22 protein-coding genes and 1 pseudogene are annotated in these 25,319 nt (G+C 32.6%); 9 read left to right on the top strand and 14 right to left on the bottom strand.

The annotated features are described in order from the left end of the window. Positions 1-115: 115 nt before the first annotated feature. Both FC57_RS02315 and FC57_RS02310 read right to left on the bottom strand, forming a co-directional pair. Positions 116-876: pseudogene (locus tag FC57_RS02315) on the bottom strand (nucleoside phosphorylase). Positions 877-1,044: 168 nt separating this feature from the next. Next, positions 1,045-2,907, bottom strand: a complete 1,863-nt coding sequence (locus FC57_RS02310; RefSeq protein ID WP_007126199.1) for an endonuclease MutS2 — start codon at positions 2,905-2,907, stop codon at positions 1,045-1,047. Positions 2,908-3,378: 471 nt separating this feature from the next. Between FC57_RS02310 and FC57_RS02305 the strand changes: the two genes are divergently transcribed. Continuing rightward, positions 3,379-4,593 (top strand): MFS transporter, encoded by a 1,215-nt coding sequence (locus FC57_RS02305; RefSeq protein ID WP_007126200.1) that lies wholly within the window; start codon positions 3,379-3,381, stop codon positions 4,591-4,593. Between the two features lie 77 nt (positions 4,594-4,670). Here the strand turns inward: FC57_RS02305 and FC57_RS02300 are convergent, their stop codons facing one another. Further along, positions 4,671-5,384 carry an ATP-binding cassette domain-containing protein gene (locus FC57_RS02300; protein ID WP_056990007.1) on the bottom strand — a complete coding sequence of 238 codons (714 nt, stop codon included), beginning with the start codon at positions 5,382-5,384 and terminating at the stop codon, positions 4,671-4,673. Next, positions 5,384-6,127 carry a hypothetical protein gene (locus tag FC57_RS02295; protein ID WP_007126203.1) on the bottom strand — a complete coding sequence of 248 codons (744 nt, stop codon included), beginning with the start codon at positions 6,125-6,127 and terminating at the stop codon, positions 5,384-5,386. The genes FC57_RS02300 and FC57_RS02295 overlap by 1 nt, the downstream gene beginning before the upstream one ends. 278 nt (positions 6,128-6,405) lie before the next feature. Here FC57_RS02295 and FC57_RS02290 point away from each other — a divergent pair, with 278 nt between their 5' ends. The 4 genes from FC57_RS02290 to FC57_RS02275 are packed head-to-tail and all read left to right on the top strand — an operon-like array spanning position 6,406 to position 8,962. Further along, complete coding sequence (locus tag FC57_RS02290; protein WP_040529676.1) at positions 6,406-6,840, top strand: LytTR family DNA-binding domain-containing protein; 435 nt, start codon at positions 6,406-6,408, stop codon at positions 6,838-6,840. Continuing rightward, positions 6,837-7,265, top strand: coding sequence for a DUF3021 domain-containing protein (locus tag FC57_RS02285; protein ID WP_007126205.1), 429 nt, complete (start codon positions 6,837-6,839; stop codon positions 7,263-7,265). Before FC57_RS02290 ends, FC57_RS02285 begins: the two co-directional genes overlap by 4 nt. A 6-nt stretch (positions 7,266-7,271) precedes the next feature. After that, the gene (locus FC57_RS02280; protein WP_007126206.1) at positions 7,272-8,192 is read left to right on the top strand and encodes an ABC transporter ATP-binding protein; all 921 of its coding nucleotides are present in this window, start codon (positions 7,272-7,274) and stop codon (positions 8,190-8,192) included. A gap of 5 nt (positions 8,193-8,197) precedes the next feature. After that, entirely contained in the window at positions 8,198-8,962 is a 765-nt protein-coding gene (locus tag FC57_RS02275; RefSeq protein ID WP_007126207.1) for an ABC transporter permease, read from the top strand. A gap of 63 nt (positions 8,963-9,025) precedes the next feature. On the opposite strand, the gene FC57_RS02270 is transcribed toward FC57_RS02275, so the two are convergent. Next, the gene (locus FC57_RS02270) at positions 9,026-9,682 is read right to left on the bottom strand and encodes a hypothetical protein (protein WP_007126208.1); all 657 of its coding nucleotides are present in this window, start codon (positions 9,680-9,682) and stop codon (positions 9,026-9,028) included. 242 nt (positions 9,683-9,924) lie between these two features. Here FC57_RS02270 and FC57_RS02265 point away from each other — a divergent pair, with 242 nt between their 5' ends. Together FC57_RS02265 and FC57_RS02260 are read left to right on the top strand one after the other, a co-directional pair. Next, positions 9,925-11,070: a GH25 family lysozyme gene (locus tag FC57_RS02265; protein WP_040529680.1), complete on the top strand. Its 1,146-nt coding sequence runs from the start codon at positions 9,925-9,927 to the stop codon at positions 11,068-11,070. Positions 11,071-11,292: 222 nt separating this feature from the next. Further along, a complete protein-coding gene (locus tag FC57_RS02260) occupies positions 11,293-11,790 on the top strand; it encodes a DUF5052 family protein (RefSeq protein ID WP_236695702.1) in 498 nt (165 codons plus the stop codon). A gap of 43 nt (positions 11,791-11,833) precedes the next feature. Here FC57_RS02260 and FC57_RS02255 read toward each other — a convergent pair whose 3' ends face one another. Continuing rightward, positions 11,834-12,271 (bottom strand): DUF805 domain-containing protein, encoded by a 438-nt coding sequence (locus FC57_RS02255; protein WP_007126212.1) that lies wholly within the window; start codon positions 12,269-12,271, stop codon positions 11,834-11,836. Positions 12,272-12,286: 15 nt separating this feature from the next. Next, complete coding sequence (locus FC57_RS02250) at positions 12,287-12,751, bottom strand: hypothetical protein (RefSeq protein WP_007126213.1); 465 nt, start codon at positions 12,749-12,751, stop codon at positions 12,287-12,289. A 535-nt stretch (positions 12,752-13,286) separates the two neighbouring features. Between FC57_RS02250 and xerS the strand changes: the two genes are divergently transcribed. Beyond that, complete coding sequence (xerS, locus tag FC57_RS02245; protein ID WP_007126214.1) at positions 13,287-14,357, top strand: tyrosine recombinase XerS; 1,071 nt, start codon at positions 13,287-13,289, stop codon at positions 14,355-14,357. A gap of 209 nt (positions 14,358-14,566) precedes the next feature. Here the strand turns inward: xerS and FC57_RS02240 are convergent, their stop codons facing one another. Further along, entirely contained in the window at positions 14,567-15,448 is an 882-nt protein-coding gene (locus FC57_RS02240) for a DegV family protein (protein ID WP_007126215.1), read from the bottom strand. A gap of 85 nt (positions 15,449-15,533) precedes the next feature. Continuing rightward, positions 15,534-15,950: a MarR family winged helix-turn-helix transcriptional regulator gene (locus FC57_RS02235; protein ID WP_040529683.1), complete on the bottom strand. Its 417-nt coding sequence runs from the start codon at positions 15,948-15,950 to the stop codon at positions 15,534-15,536. Positions 15,951-16,239: 289 nt separating this feature from the next. Between FC57_RS02235 and FC57_RS02230 the strand changes: the two genes are divergently transcribed. After that, positions 16,240-17,934, top strand: coding sequence for an Rqc2 family fibronectin-binding protein (locus tag FC57_RS02230; protein WP_007126217.1), 1,695 nt, complete (start codon positions 16,240-16,242; stop codon positions 17,932-17,934). 85 nt (positions 17,935-18,019) lie between these two features. Here FC57_RS02230 and FC57_RS02225 read toward each other — a convergent pair whose 3' ends face one another. From FC57_RS02225 to FC57_RS02205, 5 genes are read right to left on the bottom strand one after another with little or no spacing between them, the layout of a single operon-like run. After that, on the bottom strand, positions 18,020-21,205 hold the full coding sequence (locus tag FC57_RS02225; protein WP_007126218.1) for a carbamoyl phosphate synthase large subunit: 3,186 nt from the start codon (positions 21,203-21,205) through the stop codon (positions 18,020-18,022). Between the two features lie 3 nt (positions 21,206-21,208). Further along, positions 21,209-22,264 (bottom strand): carbamoyl phosphate synthase small subunit, encoded by a 1,056-nt coding sequence (locus tag FC57_RS02220; RefSeq protein WP_007126219.1) that lies wholly within the window; start codon positions 22,262-22,264, stop codon positions 21,209-21,211. Then, the gene (locus FC57_RS02215) at positions 22,261-23,178 is read right to left on the bottom strand and encodes an RluA family pseudouridine synthase (protein ID WP_007126220.1); all 918 of its coding nucleotides are present in this window, start codon (positions 23,176-23,178) and stop codon (positions 22,261-22,263) included. The genes FC57_RS02220 and FC57_RS02215 overlap by 4 nt, the downstream gene beginning before the upstream one ends. Continuing rightward, on the bottom strand, positions 23,171-23,635 hold the full coding sequence (lspA, locus tag FC57_RS02210) for a signal peptidase II (RefSeq protein ID WP_007126221.1): 465 nt from the start codon (positions 23,633-23,635) through the stop codon (positions 23,171-23,173). Before lspA ends, FC57_RS02215 begins: the two co-directional genes overlap by 8 nt. 3 nt (positions 23,636-23,638) lie before the next feature. Beyond that, positions 23,639-25,315 (bottom strand): formate--tetrahydrofolate ligase, encoded by a 1,677-nt coding sequence (locus FC57_RS02205; protein ID WP_007126222.1) that lies wholly within the window; start codon positions 25,313-25,315, stop codon positions 23,639-23,641. Positions 25,316-25,319: the final 4 nt, after the last annotated feature.

The raw sequence follows: 25,319 nt of genomic DNA, 5'->3' as shown, positions 1-25,319 counted from the left end.
CTACTTGACAGGGAATGTATCAAAAATAATTGCAATCCGCTTTTTTACAGTAATGCTTTTTAACATTTGCACTCACCATTTTTCAGAAATTAAATAGTAAATTTACCGACTAACACTACACTTGAATCAAGATTTTTGCCCCTATCTCAAGGCCAACACTATAAGAACTTCTTCCCCAATTGCGGCGATCATAATTATCCATATTGGCTAATGTATCCCCTGTAAATAGGATTTGAGCAAAATCGACTTTCCTAAATTGAGCACATGCTCCAAGTGCTGAGCACTCCATTTCGACTGTCGAAGCTCCTAACTGACGAAATTGTGTAACTTTCCTTGGTGTTTCCCTAAAAAACCGTCTGTGGTCCAAGTAACAATTTCCTCATAAGAATAATTTAGCTGGTCTATTATGCCTTCGATTTTGTCCAAAAAATCTGATTTCAAGTCGACAAATTTTCCTGGCTTCATATAATGGAAGGATGTCCCCTCATCCCTAATAGCTTTGACTGGTACAAACATCGAATTTTCTGGTAAATCATTCAGTGCGCCTGCATTACCAAAGGCCAAGATTTGCTTAACCCCATAATCTATCAACCAATCTAATAATTTCACCGCCGCTGGTGCTCCCATAGGAGCTTGACATAAAGTAAACTTTTCATCATTAATATTTACTTCATAAACAGATGGTTGAAAAGAAATGGTCTTAAAATGCCCTATTGTTTGATGAGGATACTTTTTCAGAAATTTGTCGAGCTCATCTTTGGGAACAAATGCATAAAGCAATCTTGAATGAAACTTATAAGGTAATTGTTCAAAATTAGGTTCAAGTACTGCATGATGATTGTTATCAAAATCTAGAATAAAAGTCTCTTCTTCCATTTCATCCGCCTTCTTTCATAATTTTCAAAATATTATTTAAGATTTTACCTAACATAGATTTAGTTTGCAATAGTATTTAAAAAATCCGATAACCATGTCTCTAAAACATGGATATCGGATTCTTTTTTCAACCTTTTTAAGGCTTGCATCATATCAATACTTTTTTAACTACTTTTCTTGCTTAAGCTTTTTAAAAGCTTTCTTTGAGCCGCGATCTAAATCTTTATTAAATTTGTATTGTTGCCAATCCTTGATAAATAGAAGATCAAGATTGTAACCAGCGGGATACAAATCAACAGCTTTCCGCCTTAATTTTACCCTCTTCGTTGATACTTCAATAAATTTCTTATCAACAAAAACTATAATCTTATTGGCAAGTTTAGAGTTTTTATAAAAAAGTGCTTCTTTATTTAATTCACCTACAAATACAACATCACCCTTATGCAAAATTAGCTTTTTATGCATCTTTCTGGCTTTAAATGATACATCACTAACTTTTAACGGTATCTTTCCAGTAGTTAGAATATTTTTAGCTGTTTTTAAAACTTGGCTCGACATACCTGCTTTTTTAGCAATCCATAAAGCTCGACTTTCACCTGCTTGATTCATGATTAAACGATATGTAGGCTTTAAATTCTCAATATCAAAATCCATTGACGCGGTAGCAAATGCATCATTTTTTATTGAATAATCCTTAATCGAACTATAATGTGTCGTTGCAATTACGATGCAACCGCGAAGCTGTAATTCTTGTAAGATAGCAATAGCCAAAGCAGCACCCTCATTAGGATCCGTGCCACTTCCTAGCTCATCCAGAACTATTAAACTATTTTTCTTAGCACACTTAATAATCTGACTGATCTTCACCATTTCACCTGAGAAAGTTGATAGTGAATTATCAATATCTTGTTGATCACCGATCAGTGAAAAAACATGGCCACAGATTGGAATATTACAGCTCTTTGCTGGTAAGAATAAGCCTACCTCGGTCATTAATATACTCAGACCAATTGTTTTTAATGTAACTGTCTTCCCACCTGCATTTGGACCTGTTATTAATAATCCTCTTTGTGGTTTGCCTATTTTTACAGACAACGGAACAGGATTTTTCAACAAGGGATGACACATTTCATTTAAAATAAGTTGATTGCTTATATTTAATTCAGGCTTGACTCCATTGACATTCCTTGCATATTTAGCACGGGCTAAGATCACATCAATTTCAGTAATAACTTTCAAATTATTCTCGATAACTGATATTTTTTCAAATACTGTCGCACTTAACATACCTAAAATTGGCATTTCAATGGCGGTTATCGAAGACTGAACTTGATTCTTATGATCAGCTAAATTACCAACTTTATTTGGCTCTATGAAGACTGTATTCCCATTATTTGAAGAATCGATAACCTTACCAGGAAAAGTATTACGATAACTGGCTTTAACTGGTAGTGTATAATGATCATCTTTTTCAATTATTAACTTATCTTGTAAAAGATTTTGATATTTCTTACTTTGAAGAAAATGCTGTAAGCTTAACTGAATTTGATCATTAAGTTTATTAACTTGAACACGAAGTCTGGCCAAATCATGATCAGCATTATTAGAAACTCGTCCACGTTCGATCGTTCTATAGATCTTTTGCTCAAGATCATCTAAAACATCAAGTTCATCAGCATAACTATTCAAGATTGGTGCATCATCTTGTTTAAGTAAGAAACGTTTGAGCAAACGATTAACACGTATGAAATCCGCAATCTTTTCTAACTCATCTGCATCTAGTATCAACCCTTTTTTAACCTTCAACATTAATGGTTTAAGCGAATCAGATGAAACAAATGGAACATGCAAATCTCGATTCAAAATATTTAACATTTCTTGTGTCTCATCTAACAAAAGTTTGACAGCATTATAACTTATTTTGGGAGCTGTCGTCATAATCTCGCTCTTAGCTTCTGGTGTAGTTGCATAATGAGCTACTATCTCTTTTACACGGTTAAAGTCTAATTCGTCTTTATTTAATTTTTTCATTTAAGTTTGTTCATCCTCTGAATAAATAGTTGATATTTTAACTTTTCATCTAGAGGGAACAAGTAAATTAGTCCCTCTAGACTAAAATACGGTACTCATCATATGGCAAAATTTCCTTCTTAAAAAATTATAAATTAATCGTACAATAAAATACTAAATTGTCAAACTTGTTATAATAGTTTAATTTTGAATTTTTGAAATATTCTTTGTTTTATGTACAAAAAGCATGCTAAATATCTATGCTATAATAATGACTACTATTTAAACAGGAGATGAATTCTAAGTGTTTATTCATAAAAACTTAGGTTTAAGCTTGCAGTTAAACTTCTTTCTGTTAACTGTTAAGCGTTACTTAAGGCTCAACCCCAAATTCTGAAAGTTTGGGGTTTGTTAACTATATTTAATTAGTAACTTTTCCCTGACTTTCAGAAGTACTAGTTTTTAGAAAAGTATTTTTAGAGGCACGGGAAAATGTTAAAAGACTTAATTCAAAAAGAAAACAATACTGTAAGAGTTTTATTATTTGGAAGAATTGCCACTAATATTGCTGATTCACTCTTCTACATGGCAATTCTTTGGTATTTCAAAGTTACCTTTCGCTCACCTTTGATTCTTTCATTGGTATTTATAGCTGATTCCACGATTGACATACTAGCCTTCTTATTCGGACCATTAATTGATCGCGTTAACACTAAGAAGTTGCTTAATTATGTTTCGTTATTACAAATTATTTTAAGTATTATAGCTGTATTTTTATTTGCACAAAAGCAAGCAGTAATAACTATTGTATTGTTACTAATAGTTTATGTACTTTCGACAATCGGCTCTACCCTGATTTATCCAACTGAAGAGAAAATTTTACCAGCAATTATTAATAAAGAGAAACTAGCTAAAGTTAATGGTATCTTTCAGATGTCCTATCAAACTCTGGACTTATTCTTAGATGCCTTAGCCACTGCACTAATTACTTATTTATCGCTAAAAAGCACAGTGATTATTAGTGCTTTAGTTTTTGCAATTGCTTTAATTTTCTATGCAAGATTGTACATACCTCAAGAATTTTTAACGGCTAAATCAGAATATTTCACTGGTAACTATTTAAAAGACTTGATTAAGGGCGGGCAAACTTTAGCACACGAAGAAAAGATCTTATTTTTAATCTTACCTTTCGCAGTGACTAATTTGTTTTATGGAATTTCTTCAGTAGGGATGCCCTACTTCGCTAGTCACTATTTAAACAAGTCCGCTATCAGTTACGGTGGTTTAGAATTATTTTCATCAATTGGTGGGCTTTTAGGAAGTTTGGTAGTGGCACATTTTACAGCTAAAGAAGGTAAACTGGCAAGGTTGGTAACTATCTGTCTTTTCCTTGCGGGAATTTCAGTAATGCTTGAAGTCTTAATAGCTAATTACCTTCCATTTTTGATCCTATTTTTTGTTTTAAGCAGCGCTTTTTGGATCAGTATCATGAATATCAACTTTGAAGTATTAATTCAACGCAGCTTTAGTCCCCATATACTAGGCCGAATTGAAACAATTAATAGCAGTATTATTAACTGTATGATTCCTATTGGCTCTTTTCTAGGTGGATTGATCGTCCAACATTTTGGAGCCGGTATTACCATCCTCTTACAAGGCTTAGCTGAGGTACTCACAGCCGTATTTTATTTAATATACTTAAGATAATAAAAGAGATTGACACATCCCTAATTGGAGAGTATCAATCTCTTTATTTTTAAACATATGGTTTTATCCAATTACTTTTATTGATGCTTTTTATTTTCTTTCCGCATTTCTTGAGTTAAATTAAGAAATGCTTCTTCAGATGTTGCACCATAATTTTTAATTAACTGAGCATAACTACCAGAAAAAAGAAATCTATTTGACGATAAATACTTTAAAGTACAATCAATATCTTTAAATGGTAAGATCTCATGGGCGGTAATAATAATCGGTACTTTTCTCCCTAAATCTTCTAATAAGTTGATAATTTTTATTCGATTCTCCGGATCAACTCCAGAAAGTGGTTCATCAAATAAGTATAACGATTTAAGAACCATCGCGGATGCATATGTAAATACTAGTTTGGTTTCACCTCCAGATAAATCACCCAAAGATTTATTTAGTAATGGCTCAATATTTTTATCAAAGAATTCGTTTATTTCTGAGATTTTATATTTTTCAAAACTAGTAATTCTCCCAAAAGTTTTATACATCCTTAACATTTGTTTGACTTTCACATTTGAATAAAAAGGAGTGGATTGAAACATATACATTATCTTCTTAGTTGGCGGGATGCCATATAAAGATCCTGAATCAATCTTTTTTAAGCCACTAATAATATCTAATAAAGTACTTTTCCCAACACCATTCTTTCCCATTAAGACAATTAAATTATTACACGAAATTTTCCCTGAAAAATTCTTAAAAATTTTATTTTTGGAGTAACTGACTGTTACTTTTTTTAATTCAATCATTAATGTTTAATGCCCCTGTTTTGTAAATCCATAAATTGATAACCAACAAATCCAAGCAAGCCAAATATTATACAAATGAGTATTACATTCAAACCTAAGATAAAATTAGGCTGTAATAGTTCACGCAGAATAAAGTTTACAAATACATAAGGATTAATTCCGATTAAGACTTTTAGAAAATTAGGTATAGCAATATCAGTAGAAACACTAAATAAAGCCAAGAATCCTATGATAAGTGCAGTTGCTAAAATAGATATATTTGATGCTCTTGTTTTGAGCAAAAATAAAATATTAAATCCTAATGCAACAAAAGGAAATGAAATTACAGTCATTAAAACAAAATTTATTAACAAATGAATAGAAAAGAACTTATATAATATCATGAACGATATTATAAAAACTAAGTTCTCCAATAAAACTATAATTAATTGAACACATAGATTCGCTAAATAAATAGCCCATCTACTACCACTAGCATAATAGTATGCTTTTATATATCCACTATTCCTAGTTGAAATGATAGACATGGTTACACCGTTTAAAGCTGTAGATACAATGATATATGCACTCATCGATATGCATGCTTGTATAAAATCATTTTCATTAGTAATGGTAATCTGATTAGAATTGAGTAATTGATAAACTGCTGGAAATAAAAGTGTAAAAATCAAGCTTATTTTATTATCAAAAGCCAATTCAGCATAGAATCTTATAAAGGCCTTGACTTTTAATATGAAATGCATCTTATTTTTCCTCTATTTAAATTTTTAAATTAAACTTATAATAATTTTATCATATATTCTTTTCAAGCACTAATTACCATTTAATATTTGTAGCCATTTTAACTTCACATATTTTAAACAAAATAGATTGATACATCCTTAATTGGAGAGCATCAATCTCTTTTTCTCTTGAAACAGTGAAAATAAACCATTCACCGAGCTATTACTACCGTTTACCGAAATTAGCTAGATTGGTAATAATAAATATGTATACTGTTAAACAACGAGGAGGGAAATTAATGAAAGTTAAGCTAAATATTGATTCAAATTTAACCGAAGAAAAAGCTGAATTTTGGATAAAAAAGATGACTACCAAAATTGAACAAATTACCAAAGAGTTAAATTCTAAACAAGATTTCCTTTGGTGTTATCAGGATAGGGATGCCTTTCAAGTCAAGTATGATGATATTTTCTTAATTCAAGTGGAAAATGAAAAAACACAAATTTATACCCAATCCGATAAATATATCTTTAAGGGACGCTTATATCAGATCGAGAAGAATTTACCCGGCGATTTTATCATGGCTTCCAGAAGCGCCATTATTAATTATCGTAAATTAGATCATCTAAAAATGTTAGAAAACGGCAACATTGATGCAATTCTAGAGAATAAGATTGATGTTCAAATCTCTCGCAGAAAAATAAAGAATTTAAAGGAGAAACTAGGCTTATGAAACGTTTAAAAACTCTCTTACACAGTGGACTAATTGGTATTAGTATCGGTATGATCTGGATTGCTGTAGAAGCAATGCTATCACTTAATATTCAAAGCATTAAAACAGGCAAATTACCACTTACGACCTTTCTTTTTTGGCTAGTAGCTTCTTTCTTAATTGGTATCTTCTTCAATTTGGCTAGTTGGATTTTTGATAACGATAAGTGGTCGTTAAGAAAACAAATTATAGTTAACTTCTTCATCTGTTTTGTCCCTTGGATCTTATTTTGCTTATTACTTAACGATTTCAACTACACATGGCATTCTCTCGTTATCACCATATTTAATTTTATTATCATGTATGCCATCGCTTACGGAGGATACTTTTTCCGCTTATGGCTTGACATTAAACATATCAACGAGCAGTTGAAAAAGAAAGGATGATTAAATATGTCTGACCTTTTAACAGTTAAAAACATTTCCAAAACATACCAAAAAGCAAATAAAAAAGCAGTTTCTAATGTTTCTTTCGAAGTGAACAGTGGCGATATTGTTGCCTTTTTAGGTCCAAATGGTGCTGGTAAAACTTCAACTCTAAAAATAATTTTAAATTTAATTAGTCCAGATCAAGGACAAATATTCTTTCAAGGTCAAGATGTTACCCATAAAAATCTGCCTCTTCTTAAAAATACCGGTGTCCTACTAGAAGGCTCTAAAAATATGTTTTGGTCCCTATCACCCATAGAAAACTTTATTTACTGGGGTGGTCAAAGAGGTCTTAACAAGAAAGAAGCAACAGAAAAAGGCTTGTTTTTATTAAAAAGATTTAATTTACTTGCAAAAAAAGATACAGTTATTACCAAACTAAGTCGCGGGATGCAGCAAATTATTGGTATCTGTTGTGCCATGATTGCGCATCCCCAGTTATTGATTCTAGACGAACCAACTTTAGGACTTGATCTGGCTTCAACTAAGATTATGACTAATATGTTAAAGCAATTAGCTTCTCATGGAATTGGTATTTTAGTTACCACTCACCAGTTAGATTTTGCACAAAAAGTAGCTAATAAAATTCTTCTAATCAATCATGGTCAGCTTGTTTTCTCAGGCAATGTCAAAGCAAGTCTTGCTAAATTGAATCAAAGAACGGTATTTGAAGTTCAGTTTTCACGCAAAATTACAACTGCTGAGAAAGAAAAAGTCATGTCCTATTGCGAAGTGACTGCCAAAAATGAAAATACGTATTACTTAAGTATCAAAAAAACACAATACCTGTCTATGGTACTTAGCTTATTAAGTAAATTACCAGTAGAAACGATAGAAACTAAAACTAGAGATCTAAGCGATATTTTTGAACATTATATGGGGTAATAAAAATGAAAAGTTTTAAAGCTGAATGTTGGTACCAAATTTATTTATATAAAAGATATCTTTTTAACTATTTATCAGATCTCTTTTTATTAATCTTAATGTTCATGGGAATCTTTTGGAGTGGTACATTAGTTGGCAATGGAATAATTGGTTCATCTCTAAATGCTACAGTCATTGGCTATGTTCTCTGGACTTTAATTCAGAATACAATTAGTCAAATGGGAATGACCGTAGCCAATGAAGCGCGGAACGGTATCTTAGAACAACAATATCTAATGCCTATTTCCACCAAACAATTATTTTTTAACAAGAGCATAGTAAATATTATTACTTCAACAGTACAAGTTACTTTAGTATTGCTGTTGATTATGTTCTTTACTGGGCATTGGCTCAATTTATCACTACTCACACTACTTCCATTTTCATTAACCTTAATAGCTACCATTGGATTAGGTTATGTAGTAGTCAGTTTAGTGCTGCGTCTCAAGAGAATTGGTAGTACACTGATCATTTTTCAATATATTTACTTAGCTGTTTTACTTATTAATTTTGAATACTATTCCTCTCCAATTAAAATTCTTTCTTGCCTCTTACCTATTTGTCCGATGGTAAGTTGGATCAGGTTAATTGTTAATCAACATAGCTATAATTTACCTTTTTATCTAGTTGGTTCTTTGTTTAATGCAGCTTTTTGGTTGATCATTGGTTTACTTGTATTTAATCTTACAAATAAATATATTAAGCAAAAAGGTACTTTATCACTGTATTAAATTAAAGATAATTCAGAACAAAAAGCGAGAAAAGTTCAATTTGAACTCTTCCCGCTTTTTACTTTAATAAACTGTTACCCATTTCTTATGAAAGTGTTTGAATAAATTCTTATGTTCAGCCAATAATTGTAAAATCATTTGTTCATCATAAACATTGACATTTTTATTAGTCAGAAAAGCAATAATATTATTTAACTTAACATAATTTACATTATTCAAATCTAGTTTTATTTGATCTTCATGATCTATTGCTAATAACAGATATAGATGATCCGGATTGAAATTAAATAGACTCACTCTTGGTATTTTTTCATATTTAATTCGTGCATCCCGTATTTGACTTAAATCAATTACCTGTTTTTCTGCCTTTACTATACCAAGCAATTGGCCTAATTTCTTTATTCCGTTTTCACTATAAGTAGTAATAATTAATTGTTGCTGATTTATTTCCCAGAAAGAACTAAAACATACTGGTAAAGTAATAAATAAGCCTAGGATTAAAACTAAAGCAAAAACCCACCATAATTGATAGCCAAACCCTGTTAAAAACAAAGATACTAAAACAACAATAAGAATACTGAAAATGACATTCAACACTTTAGGTTTCTTACCAACTTTTTCATCATTATTTGAAGGAGTTAGTGCGGTTAGATCTAATTGCTTCCGCATTTGGCTACCAGGATATAACTGATGCTGCTGGACTAACTGAGCCTCTTTCATAATTGTTCGCCTCTATTCTTGCAAGCGCTTTCTCACTTAAATTCTATCCCCCTGAAAATAAAAGTAAACATTTATCTCAGTTTGATTGCAAAATATTTCTATACTATTACTAATTCATTAATAATCGATCTCGAATATTGCCTTTTGGTACTTACCAATGTAGTCTATAATATATAAAATTTAGATATATTAAGTGAGAGATATAAATGTTAACTCTCTCCACTAATTATGGAGGAATTAATTTGATTAAAAAGAAAACTATCGTTAAATTGGCCTGCGCTACTATGTTAATGAACACCGGTATGACCATTATCCCTAGTTTTATTTCAACTTCTCAAGTGCAAGCTTCCACCACTTCTGTAGCTGCTAAGGCTTTAGGAATTGATGTGGCAAGTTATCAAAGTGCTGATCTATCCGCTCATGCAAAGGCTGGTTCACAATTTGCCATCGTTAAAGTAAGTGAAGGTACCAGCTATCGCAACCCTAAAGGTGCTAGTCAGATTAAGTCTGCAATTGCAAATGATATGATGCCCATGGGTTATCATTTTGCAACTTTTAGCTCTAATTCAAGTGTTGCCAGAAAAGAAGCCAAATATGCCATTTCTTCTGCTAAAGCTTTAGGATTACCAAAGGGTTCATATTTAGCTTGTGATTATGAAACCGGTCAAGGCAATATTATTACTAATGGTAAAAATGTGACTGCTAATGCCATTATTGCGTTCATGGATGAAATAAAATCTGCTGGTTACCAACCACTCTTGTATGCTAGTTCATCAGTTTTGCAAAATAATATCAATACGCCTTCAATCGTTAAAAAATATCCTAATTCTCTATGGGTAGCTGCCTATGCTATTTCTGGTCGTGTTGACAAACCTAACTTTAAATACTTCCCTTCCATGGACGGAGTTGCTATTTGGCAATACACGGATAATTGGAAAGGTATGTCTACTGATGGCAACGTAACTATCTTGCCTTTGTCTATCTCAGGGTCAGCTGTATCTCAAGCCCCAGTTAACAAAAATACAAAACATACTGCAAAAGTAATGTATAAAGCCAATGTTTATAATCATGATGGTCAACGTACGGGTGAAAGTTACAAGGCATACAGTACAATTACATACTATGGTGGTAAAACTAAACTAAAAAATGGCAAATCAGCTCTTAGAATTGGTGAAAATAAGTATGTTTTATCCAGTAATGTGCTAGGTAATGCTCGAAAATTCAAATATGATGCATATGTCTATAAAAATGATGGCACTTTAAATAGCAGCTGGAAGTCATTTAAACAAGGTTCTCCTGTCAAAACTTATGGTCCTAAGCACTATATTCATAATGAAGCTTACTACAGAGTGGGACAAAATGCTTATGTTAAAGCAGATAGATTCTAATAATTTTGATGCACTAAGTTGATGCTTAGTGCATTTTTATTAATCACTTTTAAAGAGAAAAATGTTAAAATTACTCTATCAAAAATCAATAAGTAAAAAGAAAGTTGAAGAAAAATGAAGTTAATGAAAAAGCTGAGTCTATTTTTAGGATTAAGTATTGTCATCCTCACCCTATCCGCTTGTAGTGATTTCCAAAACTGGGAGCTGTCAATGTGAGCCAAAATTGGCGCATTACCTTTAACCGTTTCCACTTATGATTCAAATGGTCAAAAAATTGATCAAATCAAGGCAAAATCAGTAAATATTCATACTGATAAGAAAATGTCGCAACAAAATGACAATGGGAAAGAAAAATCTAGCGTTATCGATGTTGATTATGGAAAGCAACGTATGATCCACGTAGGTTCTACTTTAATTGCCTATGAAGGTTTGAAAAACTACGAAGATGCTTTTAATAAACATGTAAAGATTGACGATCAGAACCGTTCAATTCCACTTCTTAATACGATGTATCAAAATTTTAAGAATGACTGGAAAGGCGATGCTAAGGTGGTTATGATTAGAAGTCAGTTAGGGATGCCGATCGCAGTCTTTACTGGTAATGACGTTTCAATCCATAAAAGTGATATGAAAAACTCTACTCAATTTGTAATTGATGGGCATCGATTATTTGTTTACCGTGCTGATTATACTGTTTATCCCATTGCAAGCTTGAAGTAAAAAAATACCACTTATGAGTCAAATCTCATGAGTGGTATTTTTATTATCTATTTTTTACTAAATAACGGTCCCATTTAATTGGTTTAAATGTTGGTGATTGAAGCATCAAATATAGCCATATGAAAACACCAGCAACTGGAATAAATGTTAACCAAGCCCATACTCCATTTCTGCCTGAATCATGTAATCGACGTATCATTAATCCTAATTTGCAAAGAAAGAAATATAAGTTAATTACTCCAGCTATTGCCATAGCAATATACCAGGAAATATCAAAAGCGCCTGGCTGGTGAAGACCAACTAGAAAAAGAGGTACTACACCCATTATTAATAAATAAATTCCAGGAATAAAATCTAACAACGCTAAAATAAGCCAGCCTGACCAATAGGTCCTTATACTTGTTCTAGCCTTCCAAGTGAACGGATGAAGAAAAGTCTCCTGCAGGATTTCTGTCCAAGTAGACAGAGGAACTTTATTCATATCCTAAAACTCTCCTTAATCTTTGTCATTAACCAAGATTTTAAAAGCTTCATTTGTTTCTACAATGTCACCCATTACTTGGTTAACCCAGTCGTTAAGCTTATCATTATCATAATTCTCTAGTCCGCCTTCAGTATCGCCAATATCAGCAATACCATTATTGAAATCAGCCATTTCAGTAATTAACTTTTCAGCAAAGTCCTTGGTTGAACCAGCAAAGTTTTCAGCGAAGTTATTGACATCACCATAAGCTTCAGTAATATCACTAAAAGTTTGAACAGCTTTACCAAAAGTTTTGCTTAAATTATCAACATCATCTTGAGTTGGTACAGTTAATTCTTCATTCTCATTGTTAAGTTGTTCATCTAAGCGAACACCAATATCGTTTAATACTAAGTGTCCATCATATAAACGATTCAATAATTTAATGCCACTTGGATTTTTAGCTTGAAAGTTTACTTCGATTTCTTCTTCTGTCATTGTTTTTCCTCATCTCACTAAAGTTATTGTCTATATTGTACAATTTTTACGCACAAAATACGATTATCTTGCTGATAAACAATAACATTACATTATTAATGATAACATTAGACTAATATAATGTTTAATTTTCAAAAAATGTTATTTTTGGCTTGATCCTTCTAATTAAACAGCTTAAAATACTCATAAAGGGCTATGTTGTACCATACAAACAACACTATTTATTAATATCGATTAATCTGCTTTAGGTAGATTAGCTATATTAGAAATAGAATCATTGTTACTGTAACTGAAATGCCAATATTGCGTTGCTAGTATCTCAGTTATAAGTAAAGATGATTTTTCTAAATTATTTTTTACAATTGATTCTTTTACGATGTTTATTATAGATATCACTGTTAGTATCAAGCGTAATTAATATATAGATTAGAATATTTTTGGCACTTATCTTTTCAGATGGGTGCTTTTTTCATCTCTAGAATTTTCATTTAAATGCTATAATAGATAAAACATTTGTTTGCAAAAGGAGTAATTTATGGAAACCACTAAGTATCTTGAATTAATAAGAATTGAATTAGATAAGATGCCTGACTATGTTAAACAATACCATCTGGGTACGAATCACTCATTGACTACTACTTATCAGTACTTAACAGAAATCCGTCGCTTTTTTGATTGGTTACGCAAAGAAGGTATTTCAAATGCTTCTGACAATCAACATGTCGAGACGGATACTTTAGCTTCTCTACGACGCAATGACATCATGCTTTATATTGATTATCTTGGTCATACAAAAAATAAACAAGGTCATTTAAACTCCCCTACAACCATTAATCGATCTATCAATGCATTACGTTCTCTTTTTAAATTCTTAACTATCACAGCAGATAATAACCACGGAAAACCTTACTTCGACCGTAATGTTATGCTCAAGATTCAATCCTTAAATGATACTAAAACATTAAACTATCGCGCTCACGTTTTAGAATCGCATATGTATACTGGTAACTTAAAATTCGAGTTTTTAAAGTTTATTGACCATGATTATGAAAACAAATGTAATAAACAAGCAAAACCAGGTTTTAAAAGAAATAAAGAAAGAGACATGGCTATCATTGCTCTTATTCTAGGAACTGGCATACGAGTATCCGAATGTGCGGGCGTTGATCTACAAGATCTGAATCTAAAAGATGCAGTTTTAGATGTTACTCGTAAAGGCGGACAGAAAGACAGTGTTCCAATTGCGGAATGGACACTTGACTATATCCAAAAATATAAAACGATTCGTAGAAATCGCTATATGGCTGATCCACAGCAAACAGCATTCTTCCTCACTCGCTGGCATAACCAAACTAGAAGAATAACAACCAATGCTATTGAAAAAATGGTTAATAAATATTCTGCAGCTTTTGGTCATCCCCTTACTCCTCATAAATTGCGCCATACTCTAGCTTCTGAATTATATGAAGTAACTAAAGATCAGGTTTTAGTTGCTCAACAACTTGGACAAAAAGGAACTACGGCAACTGATCTTTATACCCACGTTGATCAAAAAAAGCAGAAAGCTGCTCTTGATAAGATTTCTAATGAAAAGGACGCTGAATAAATCAGCGCCTTTTTAGATTAATAATATATTTATTATTGATATTTATTTTATATTTTTTGCTTAAATATAATAATAAAATTATTATTGCTTATTACTTAAGTAACTATAGTTAATCTATTATCACTATAATTATGCATTGTAATACGATAATAATTTTACTATTACTTGGACAACATAAAAAAGAGCGTATCTTTTTAGGATACACTCTTTTACTTACTGAAATCTAATTTATCAATATCGACCATCCATGCAATAGCAATTGATTTTTCTCCCAAGTGTGTAGCAATTACTGGACTGAATTCTGCCACATCTACAGGTTTATCTGGAAAGTTTTCATTAACAAAATTCTTAATTTGTTCAGCTTGCTTTTGATCATTTGAATGAAATACAAACAAACGTAACTTATCCTTATATGGCAGATCCGCAGTCTTTTCTATAGCAAGTTTTTCAACTTTCAGTACTGCACGCTTTAAAGATCTAATCTTGTCAAAGGCTACAATTTTACCTTCATCATTAAAAGTCAACAAAGGCTTGATTTGAAGCATAGTACCAATAAATGCGCTAGCATTACTTAAACGACCGCCTCGACTTAAGTTTTTAAGATCATCAACTACAAAAAACTCATTAATAGTCTCACGAATCTTATCTAGCTTATCAAGAATTGCTTTAGGTTCTAAACCAGCCTTAATCATTCTTGCAGCTGCCAATACTAAATAGCCCTGCAGTCTTACTGTCATCTTCGAGTCATATGGATACAAATTATATTCTGGATTATTATGAGCCATATTTACCAAGTTTTGATAAAAGCCTGAAATACCACTTGATAAGGTAATAGCAATTATTGCTTCATACCCTTCACCATGTAGTTTATTAAATAATTCAATCATTTGACCCATGCTAGGTTGTGAAGTTTTAGGAAAAGCAGCACCTTGTCTTTCCATATCAAAAAGTTGAGCAGAAGTAATATTCACACCTTCTAAATATTCCTTGTCACCAACAATAACCGGAATAGGCACTACGTTAATATTATTGTCACTAACTTCTTGTTTAGTTAAGACACTAGTACTGTCAGTAACTAATGCAATTTTCAATTTTTAACCCTTCTTAATTTCTAAGTTTAAATGTTTAATATAGAAGAATTATAGCATAAAAGTATCTACTTACGCATCTTATCCCCTACTCCATCCCTTGGAGAGACGATGAATTTTGAGCTATCTTATTAAGTTGCTTAATAAACAAAGCAGATGCGTCTTGATCAAGATACACAAATAAAGTTCTTTCAATTTCTGCAAGAGTTTTCTTAAGTTCTCGAGCTTTTTTTATACCATCTTCATTTAAATTCACAATCTTACTAGAGTCCTTTTTAGAGCGAGCAAGATTTATTAAGCCCTTAGTTTTCTTTTGCTGAAGCTGACGACTCAAAGTAGACAATGAGATATTTAGCCCCTCAGCCAATTTACCCATTGACAATGCTTTATTATCTGTTTCGTCAAAAAATATAAGAATTCTAGTTTGTGAAATATTTAAACCACATTTGTGATTTATTTCTTTTTTCACTTGATCAGCAATTGTACTAAAAAATAATACATCCATAAATATGTCCTTTTTCTCCAAAGCAAATTTATTATATTTGTATTTTATCATTTAACATAGTGTTTGATAATACCATTTGCAGACAAATTTGCATGTTACAATTTATATTTTAGCTCTTGTGAAACATTTTGTCTAACTTTGCTTTCAGTTTTTGTGAAACAAATTAATTATAATTTTTAGCTTATATATTAGCTTATATTTATAGATAAACTTAAAGCGATAAGGACTTTTCTATTTTAGAAAATTGCAAATTATTGTTATAATATTAGTCGTATTTTGAGGTGATATTATGGCATTTGATGGATTATTTATTCATAGCTTATTAAAAGACTTAACCCCTACCCTTGTAGACAGTCGCTTATCAAAAATTTATCAACCATTTGATCAAGACCTAGTCTTAATTTTTAGAAAAAATAGGAAAAATTATCAATTCCTAATTTCAGCCAACGCACAATATCCAAGAATGTATTTGACTGATCAAACTATTGCTAACCCAGAAAAAGCGCCTATCTTTGTTATGGTGCTGAGAAAGTACTTAGAAGGATCAGTTTTACAATCCATTGAGCAAGTTGGTTTAGATCGCATTATAAACTTTCATTTCAGCAATCGAAATGAATTAGGTGATCAAGTTAAGTTAGTGCTCTCTGTCGAACTTATGGGTCGTCACAGTAACGTTATCTTATATAATCAACAAGACAATCATATTATTGATCTACTAAAACGAATTAATCCCGATGAAAACAGAGCACGTATTTTACTACCTAAAGCAAAATATGAATTGCCTCCTTTGAAACCTGGATTAAATGGATTAACTTTATCAGAAAGCAAATTTAAAGATCTATGCCAAAAAAATGAGCCAACTGATTTAGTTAAAAAGATGGATGGTTTAGATAGAGACGACAGAAATGAACTCCTCGGATATCTCGAGGATGACTATAGTTACTCTTCATTCAAAACCTTTTTCGATCAATTTAATAATCCAAGAGCTTTTGTTTTAAAAACTCCTAGAAATAAACGTAAAATCTTTTGCTATCTTCCATATCATTTGGACCTAGAAAAGGAAAGTTCTAATCCTGATTTGAACAAAGGCTTGGATGAATTTTACGAGTATCAAGCTAATCGTGATTGGGTAAAACAACGTGCAAGTCAAGTTGAACGAGTTGTTAAAAATGAGCAGAAAAAATTAAGTAAGAAGATTAAGAAGCTAGAAAAGCAATTAAACCTTGCAGAAAATTCTGAAGGATATCGTATTAAAGGTGAAATCTTAAATGCAAATCTTTCGCAAGTAAAACCTGGTATGACCAAAGTATCCTTACCTAATTACTATGAAAATAATGCTCCACTTGAAATCAAATTGGATCCAGCACTCTCCCCTGCTCGTAATGCTCAAAAATATTTTACTCGTTACAAGAAATTACGTGATTCAATTAAACATGTAAATGAGCAAATCAGAATTGCTAAAATAAACTTACGTTATTTTGATTCTATCCAAACAGCTATTGACAACGCGGATCCCCAAGACATTGACCAAATAAATGATGAATTGATCAATCAAGGTTACATTCGCAAACAAAAGAAAAACAAACGGAGAAAGAAAGTTACCGAAAAGAATTTAAATGAATTCAAACTTTCATCTGGCAAACATGTTTTAGTAGGTAAAAACAATTATCAAAATGATTGGTTGACCTTGAAAAAAGCAAATAAAACTGATTACTGGTTCCATGTTAAAAACATGCCTGGTTCACATGTCATTCTACGTGATGATCAACCAACTGAACAAGATATTAAAGAAGCAGCGGAAATTGCAGCTTACTTCTCTAAAGGTAAAAATTCCGCTCATGTTCAAGTAGATTATGTTCAAGATAAACGCGTTAAGAAGCCCAATGGAGCTAAACCCGGATTTGTCATTTACACTGGACAAAATTCTATTGAAGTTACACCTAAAGAAGACGAAGTTATGCCTATGAAAATTGATAAGAAATAAAAAGAAGACATGCTTTTAACATGTCTTCCCTTATATAATCCAAATTATCTGTCTGATAATTTGGATTTTTATTTTACATTAATTATTAGATTGGTTGTGTAGTCAAAGCTAAGGATTCTAAAACATCCAAAATTAGCTCAGCAGTTTCAATACTTGAAAATACGGGAATATGAGTATACAAAGCTTGATCTCGAATTCTTAAGGCATCTTCACTCGCTGCATCAGAGAGATTAGTAATGTTAACTACCATTACAATTTTGTGCTGCCGAATCTTTTCAAGCAGATTACGTGGATCATTATGCACTTTTTCTACAACGCCAGTAGTGATACCTGCTTCTGCAAACATATTAGCCGTACCTTCAGTTGCAATCAGTTTAAAACCTAATCGATCAAATCTACGTGCTAATTCAGTTACACGACTTTTGTCTTCATCTCTAACAGAAATAAAAATAGTGCCATAACTTGGAATATGTAAATCACTCGCTTCATATCCCTTATACAGTGCTTTGGCCAAATGAGTATCTCGACCCATTACGGAACCTGATGACTTCATATTCGAATCAAATGTATTTCCACTAGTATAGTTAAGATATGAGAAAACAGGCATTTTTATATGAATAAAATTACTAGTCTTCCATAACCCATTTGGATATCCTAATTCTGGTAATGTCTTACCAATTAATGCTTCAGTAGCGCATGCAGCAATATCCTTATTTAATGACTTAGACAGAAACGCAACATTATGACCAGCGTATGGTTTAATTTGCAATAAATATAAAACGTCATCAACAAATAAGTAATGTAAGTTAAAAATACCTTTTGTTTGTAGTTGTTTGATTAACTTTACTGACTCTTTTTCAACCTTTGCTTCCTGCTCTAAAGTTAGATTTTGAGGTTGAATAACTGCAATAGAATCTGAAGCATGTGACCCTGTCTGTTCCAAGTGCTCAATAATTCCCGGTAATGTTACATTTTTACCATCAGAAATTGCAGTTACCTCATACTTATTCCCCTCAATAAAACGAGAAACAGTAATTTCATCTAATTGGTTTTCAGCTAAATACTTTTTTATTGCTGGGATATCATAAACAACTGCAGACTTTTGTTTGTTTTCCTTATTCATACCACCAATTAAAATCGGAAAACCATACTGGCTGGTAAAACTAAATACTTTAGCCACTTCAGTTGTCTTTAAAGCTGGAACACGTTTAAGTGTAGTGAACTTTTGGTCCAGTAAATGATTAATTTTATCACGAGGATCTTCTTTCTGTCCGATAACATGCAAGCCACTTTCTTCAAGTTTCTTGCTGAAGCCACTAATTCTCTTACCTGAAAATTGTAGTAATACTTCTTGGATATTTTCCTTTTTGGCAACCATCAGGATATTTTCAAGCGTAATAGATTCAAAGTATACCCTATCGATATCTTTATATCTTGAAGAAACAGATTCGTCATTATTAGACAACAGAACTGTAACATAGCCATTCTTATGTAAAGTCTTAGCTGCATGAGCGACCATATAGTCAAATTCACTTGTTACGGATACTTGCAATGGAAGCATCCCTAAAATCAAGATCTTCTTCTCAGCTGGTAAAGTTTTAGCTTCATTTTGCACATTATAAGCACTGTAATATGCACAAACATTAGGCTTGTAAACACCTGCAGAACCATCTACTTTCAAGAAAGCTGGCTTTAAATTATAGTCAGCCACAATTTGACGAATTTCTTCTGCGGTTTTACCTAGAATTTTACCTAATAAAGGATTAAAGAAGCCATAAACTTTTGCTTCTTTTACTAATTCTGCAGTTAGATTATTCCTATTTTTAACTAATGCTTGGCCAATATGAATAATATGCAATAATTTTTGATAATAAATAGGGTGCAAATGTGTAATTGTTTGCAAATCAGATAATGGGATTCCTTGATTGATTGCTGCCAAAAGTTTAATTAAATGCAATTCATTAGGATGTTTTAGATCATCCAGAATTTCTTCATTTGACTTATGACATTCCTTCACGAAAGCTTCCCAACCACGTTCAAGGTTAATTGTTGCGTCAATTGCTTTTAAAAAGGCGGTCTCAAAATTTCGACCAATTCCCATAGCTTCACCACTAGCTTGCATTCTATTATTTAGCTTGTAGTGATTATAACCAGACTCCGCAAACGACCAATACGGCATCTTAATTGCTACAGCATCAAGTGTTGGTTCAACAGATGCATTTAGTCCTGATAAAGGATCAATGATTTCGTTTAGACGATAACCAATTGCTACCTTACTTACAATATAGCCAACATCATATAAGCCAACTCGTTGAATCCAAACTGAACTTCTAGTTAACCGAGGACGAATTGTCAAAAGCTTAGATTTGATTTGAGTACCATGGTGTTTAACAGCAAAATGGAAACTAGCAAAACCAACTAAGTTCAAATTATCAGTAATTTTCCTAACTGATTCTCGTAATTCTTGAATATGATCATTATTCAAAGTAAGGGATGGCATCACCACAGCTGAATCGCCCGAATTGATACCAACTGGCTCAATTGAACCAGCAAAATTAATAAAAACAAGATTGCCGTCTTTATCCCGGATTACATCAACGATGACTTCTTCCCAAGATGAAAGATCTTCCGTTAAACGATAGTTCTTCCAGGTAAAAGCATCATTTTGCTTTTCTTTTTTAAAATATTCCATCAAAGCATTTGCATCTTTAAAACACAAGTGCTCATTATGAACATACCGATTATATTTGGTTACTAAAACAGGAAATTCAACTTTATTATTTATCACTTCTAATGAAGCATCTAAATTATCCTGAATACCTTGATTAAGTTCCCAAGATTTACTGGTTTCAATTCTAAGCTTATCCAGTAATTCTGTACGTTTCTGTTGGTTGCCCATTTGTAGCATTCTAGAATTAAGAGTTAGTAGTTGTATCCCCATTTGTTCTAAAATTCCATCTTGCAGCAATTTATGAGCAACCTTTAAACCATTAGTTGAACCGTAAGCTGTAATAATAGCATCAGGTTCTTCCATCCGTAAAATACGCTTTAAGAAATCTAATGTCATTGGCTCAAGGTAGACCGTCACATTAGGTTTTTTATCCGTAGAAATGGTGGCTGGATTAGGATTAACTAAAACAACTTCAATCCCCTCTTCTGTTAGGGCATCGATTGCTTCAGTAGCCATCAAATCCATTTCAGCTACACTACCAATTAAAGTGGGACCAGATCCAATAATTAATATTTTATCTAAATCGTTTTCTAATGGCATAATCTACTCCATCATTTGTACAAAATAATCAAAGACCTCATCTGCATCATGAGTCCCTGGTGCACCTTCAGGATTAAAGGCAGTCGCAATTAGCTTGTCTTTTACATTCCAAAAGCCAGCCACCAACTCACTATGAAGGTCAAAATATTCTCGATTCATATTCATCTTCACACTATCCGGTAACACAAGTTGATCAATATTCATAGATGTCTGCCAGATTGTATTTGTATTCTGTTCAATTACAGGATAATTAATTCCATCAAACTCTTGTGGTAAATCGACCAATTCAAAGTCTAGATAATCACTCAAAGCCAAAAAGCCAAGACCAATTCCTAGAATTGGATATTTTCCATAAAAATGATCCAAGACAGGTGTTAACTGATTTATTACTTCTTCAGGCTTACCTGGACCGTTTGAAATAATAATTCCTTCAGGTCTTAGGTTTTCAATATCTATTGGACTAGCATTATACGGCAACACCGTTGTGTTTACTTTTCTTAAAGATAATGCTCTTAACATAGAATGTTTTAAGCCGAGGTCAAGAACGGCTACAGTCTTACCAACATTTGGGGATGCATATGCATTCTTGGTAGATACCATAGCTGATTTGTTTTTTGGTAAAACTAAAGCTTTAATCTGATCAAAAGCATGTTCATCGTTAGTATCCATAATAGAGGCTTTGATTGTGCCCTCTTCCATCAAACGATGAACTAAAGCACGAGTATCAACCTTAAATATGGCAGGTATTTTCTTTTCCTTTAAAAAAGAACTTAAATCTTCAAAGTTTTCACTATCGGAGATATTTAATGCAATATCATTAGCGATAATCCCTCTAACGGTTGGATCAATACTCTCATAATCAATAGCGTTAATCCCATTATTTCCAATCATAGGTGAAGTAAAAACCAAAATTTTACCTGCATTTGTTGGATCGGTTAATGCTTCTTGATAGCCAAAATTGGTTGTTTGAATAGCCAGTTCGCCTGTAGAGATGATATTTGCTCCAATTCCTTCACCAGGAAAAGAACTTCCATCTTCTAAAATCAAATAACGTTTCATCTTATCACTTGCTTTTTTTCTAATTGAGCTAATGTATCTTGAAAAATTTTAGGAGGTTCTACGCTAAACTCCATCCACTTACCAGATTGAGGATGCCTAAATCCTAAGACTTTTGCATGTAAAAACTGTCCGTGTCCTTTCAAAGTTTTGCGAGGGCCATATAAAGGATCACCAGCTACAGCATGTCCAATATAATCAAGATGAACTCTAATTTGATGAGTTCTACCCGTTTCTAGTTGACATTCAATCAAACTAAAACCCTTAAATTGTTCCAGCACTTTAAAATGAGTGACAGCCTTTTTCCCGTTTTCAACTACTGCCATCTTTTTACGATCATAAGGATTACGTCCTATTAGTGCATCGATGGTACCGCCCTCTTCACCAAAATTGCCATGAACAATTGCCCAATATATTCGTTTATTTGTTTTATGAGCTAATTGATCTTCTAAAGACTCACGGGCTTTGGCATTTTTAGCAATCATTAATAAACCAGACGTATCTTTATCAATTCGATGCACAATTCCTGGCCTAAAGCCCTCTGGAGACTGTGCCAAATCTTTTGTATGGTACAACAAAGCATTAACCAATGTATGATCAGGATGCCCTGGTGCAGGATGAACTACCATACCTTGTGGTTTATTCACCACAATCACATCATCGTCCTCATATACGATATCCAATGGAATATTTTCAGGAACAACGTCTAGCGGCTTAACTGCTGGAACATTAACCAGAACACAATCACCTGCTTGAACCTTATAAGAAACTTTTTCTGATTTATTATTGACTAAAATATTTTTATCTTGAATCAGCTCTTTGACTCTAGTTCTTGATAAGTCTGGCACTTGTTCAGAGACGAATTTATCTAAACGACCATGTTCATCTTTAACTTCAAGTAAATATTTTTTAGGCATCTTGACCTTCCTTATCTGCAAAGAAAATTAAGTAGACAAAGACAATAATTACACCAACCGTAATAGCAGAATCAGCAATATTGAAAATATTAAAATGAATAAAATCCAGTTGAAACATGTCAATTACATACTTCAAATGAATTCTATCAATAAAATTCCCAATAATACCACCCAACACTAGCGATAAACCTATATCGAATAGAGTATTCTTATATTTCTTGTTAAACAAAAAGTATAAGCAAACTCCGATCACTACAATACTAATAAGGTAGAATAGCCACATCTGACCAGTTAATATATTCCAAGCTGCACCATCATTTTGTAAATAATTGAATGATAGTATACCTGGGATAACTTGATGCACTTCACCAACTGTATAGTTGCTAACAATATAATTTTTAAGACCCTGATCGGCTAAAACAATAAATAATGAAATAAGTAAATATAAACTTTGCATATTTTAGAACAATCCGCTAATCTTCCCATTATTATCAACATCAATATCCAAAGCAGCTGGATGTTTGGGCAATCCTGGCATATCTAAAACATGTCCTGTAGTTACCACAATGAAACGAGCTCCATTCTTTAAATTGATTCCTTTAACATGAAGTTTAAAGTTAGTTGGGGCACCCAGTTTCTTTTTATCATCACTAAATGAAAATTGTGTTTTAGCAATAATAACTGGTAATTTATCCTTCCCCAATTTTTCTAATTCTTGAATTTCTTTTTCAGCTTTTTCGGTATATTCAACACCAGAAGCATGGTAGATCCGTGTAGCTACTTTTTCAATCTTTGTTTTTACATCATCGTTTTCTTGATAAGTTGGCTTTAAATTAGCTTTACCAGAATCAGCTAGATCTACTACAGCTTGAGCTGCTTGAACACCACCCTTTGAGCCAATATCATGATAACGAACTTCCTCAACCGGAATTCCTTGTTCCTTAATTAATTTCTTTAAAAGTGTAACTTCTTCGTCTGTATCTGAAGCAAAACGATTGATTAACACAATAACAGGAACATTGTACGAACGCATATTATTCATATGACGTTCCAGATTCTTAAAACCGTCCTTTAAAGCATCAAGATTTTCTTTATCCAGATCTTGAGTGGAGCCTAAAGATTGATACTTAAGGGCACGAACAGTCGCAACTACAACTGTGGCATCTGGTGTCTTATCAAGATGCTTAGAAACAAAGTCCATAAACTTCTGACCACCCAAATCACTACCAAAACCGGCTTCAGTTAAGACATAATCACTTAAATGTAAAGCTAAATTAGTAGCAATTACCGAGTTAGCTCCATGAGCAATATTAGCAAAAGGTCCACCATGAACTAATGCTGGAGTATGTTCAAGTGTTTGAACCATATTTGGTTTTAATGCATTTGAAAGAAGTGCAGCAATTGCACCTTCAAATCCTAATTGTTTAACATAAACTGGTTGATCATCCTTGGTATAACCAACTAACATATCACCAATTCTTGCCTTTAAGTCATCGATGTCATTAGCCAAACAAAGAATAGCCATCAATTCATTAGCAACCGTAATGGCAAAACTTGATTGATGCTCAATTCCATTAAACTTTGAGCCTTCACCAATCGTAACTTTTCTTAAAGTACGATCATTAACATCGAGTCCGCGCTTTAATAAAATACGATCCGGATCAATATTTAAACTGTTGTCTTGGTAAATATAGTTATCTACCAAGGCAGCTAATGTATCAATTGCGGATGTTAAAGCATGCATATCACCTGTAAAGTGCAAATTGATATCTTCCATTGGAATGATTTGAGCCATACCACCTCCAGTGGCACCACCTTTAAGGCCAAATACAGGTCCCATCGAAGGTTCACGCAATGCAATCATAGTATTCTTATGTAATTGATTATGAATGGCATCCCCCAGTCCAATTGTAATAGTTGATTTTCCTTCTCCAGCTGGAGTTGGTGAAATTGAAGTGACCAAGATCAATTTGCCAAGTTTATCATTCTTACGAATACGATTTATGGCAGTCCAACTGATTTTGGCCTTGTCATAACCATATGGTTCTAAATCTTTCTTTTTTAAGTCAACTTTAGCGGCAACTTCTTCGATTGGTAATTCTTTAGTTTCTTGTGCGATCTTAATATCTGATTCCATTAAT

Origin of the sequence: Lactobacillus ultunensis DSM 16047, from assembly GCF_001436305.1 — a bacterium.
In the GTDB taxonomy this organism is placed as follows: domain Bacteria; phylum Bacillota; class Bacilli; order Lactobacillales; family Lactobacillaceae; genus Lactobacillus; species Lactobacillus ultunensis.
Note: the sequence above shows the minus strand (reverse complement) of the source record. Positions and strands in the feature narration are given on the sequence as shown.

Bases quoted from the DNA above. Each gene is read 5' to 3' on its own strand.
- FC57_RS02305 (WP_007126200.1), top strand. From the start codon at position 3,379: ATGTTAAAAGACTTAATTCAAAAAGAAAACAATACTGTAAGAGTTTTA.
- FC57_RS02270 (WP_007126208.1), bottom strand. From the start codon at position 9,682: ATGAAAGAGGCTCAGTTAGTCCAGCAGCATCAGTTATATCCTGGTAGC.
- lspA (WP_007126221.1), bottom strand. From the start codon at position 23,635: ATGCAAAGTTTATATTTACTTATTTCATTATTTATTGTTTTAGCCGAT.
- FC57_RS02310 (WP_007126199.1), bottom strand. From the start codon at position 2,907: ATGAAAAAATTAAATAAAGACGAATTAGACTTTAACCGTGTAAAAGAG.
- FC57_RS02230 (WP_007126217.1), top strand. From the start codon at position 16,240: ATGGCATTTGATGGATTATTTATTCATAGCTTATTAAAAGACTTAACC.
- FC57_RS02300 (WP_056990007.1), bottom strand. From the start codon at position 5,384: ATGATTGAATTAAAAAAAGTAACAGTCAGTTACTCCAAAAATAAAATT.
- xerS (WP_007126214.1), top strand. From the start codon at position 13,287: ATGGAAACCACTAAGTATCTTGAATTAATAAGAATTGAATTAGATAAG.
- FC57_RS02220 (WP_007126219.1), bottom strand. From the start codon at position 22,264: ATGAAACGTTATTTGATTTTAGAAGATGGAAGTTCTTTTCCTGGTGAA.
- FC57_RS02275 (WP_007126207.1), top strand. From the start codon at position 8,198: ATGAAAAGTTTTAAAGCTGAATGTTGGTACCAAATTTATTTATATAAA.
- FC57_RS02225 (WP_007126218.1), bottom strand. From the start codon at position 21,205: ATGCCATTAGAAAACGATTTAGATAAAATATTAATTATTGGATCTGGT.
- FC57_RS02280 (WP_007126206.1), top strand. From the start codon at position 7,272: ATGTCTGACCTTTTAACAGTTAAAAACATTTCCAAAACATACCAAAAA.
- FC57_RS02285 (WP_007126205.1), top strand. From the start codon at position 6,837: ATGAAACGTTTAAAAACTCTCTTACACAGTGGACTAATTGGTATTAGT.
- FC57_RS02215 (WP_007126220.1), bottom strand. From the start codon at position 23,178: ATGCCTAAAAAATATTTACTTGAAGTTAAAGATGAACATGGTCGTTTA.
- FC57_RS02205 (WP_007126222.1), bottom strand. From the start codon at position 25,315: ATGGAATCAGATATTAAGATCGCACAAGAAACTAAAGAATTACCAATC.
- FC57_RS02295 (WP_007126203.1), bottom strand. From the start codon at position 6,127: ATGCATTTCATATTAAAAGTCAAGGCCTTTATAAGATTCTATGCTGAA.
- FC57_RS02290 (WP_040529676.1), top strand. From the start codon at position 6,406: ATGAAAGTTAAGCTAAATATTGATTCAAATTTAACCGAAGAAAAAGCT.
- FC57_RS02255 (WP_007126212.1), bottom strand. From the start codon at position 12,271: ATGAATAAAGTTCCTCTGTCTACTTGGACAGAAATCCTGCAGGAGACT.
- FC57_RS02235 (WP_040529683.1), bottom strand. From the start codon at position 15,950: ATGGATGTATTATTTTTTAGTACAATTGCTGATCAAGTGAAAAAAGAA.
- FC57_RS02250 (WP_007126213.1), bottom strand. From the start codon at position 12,751: ATGACAGAAGAAGAAATCGAAGTAAACTTTCAAGCTAAAAATCCAAGT.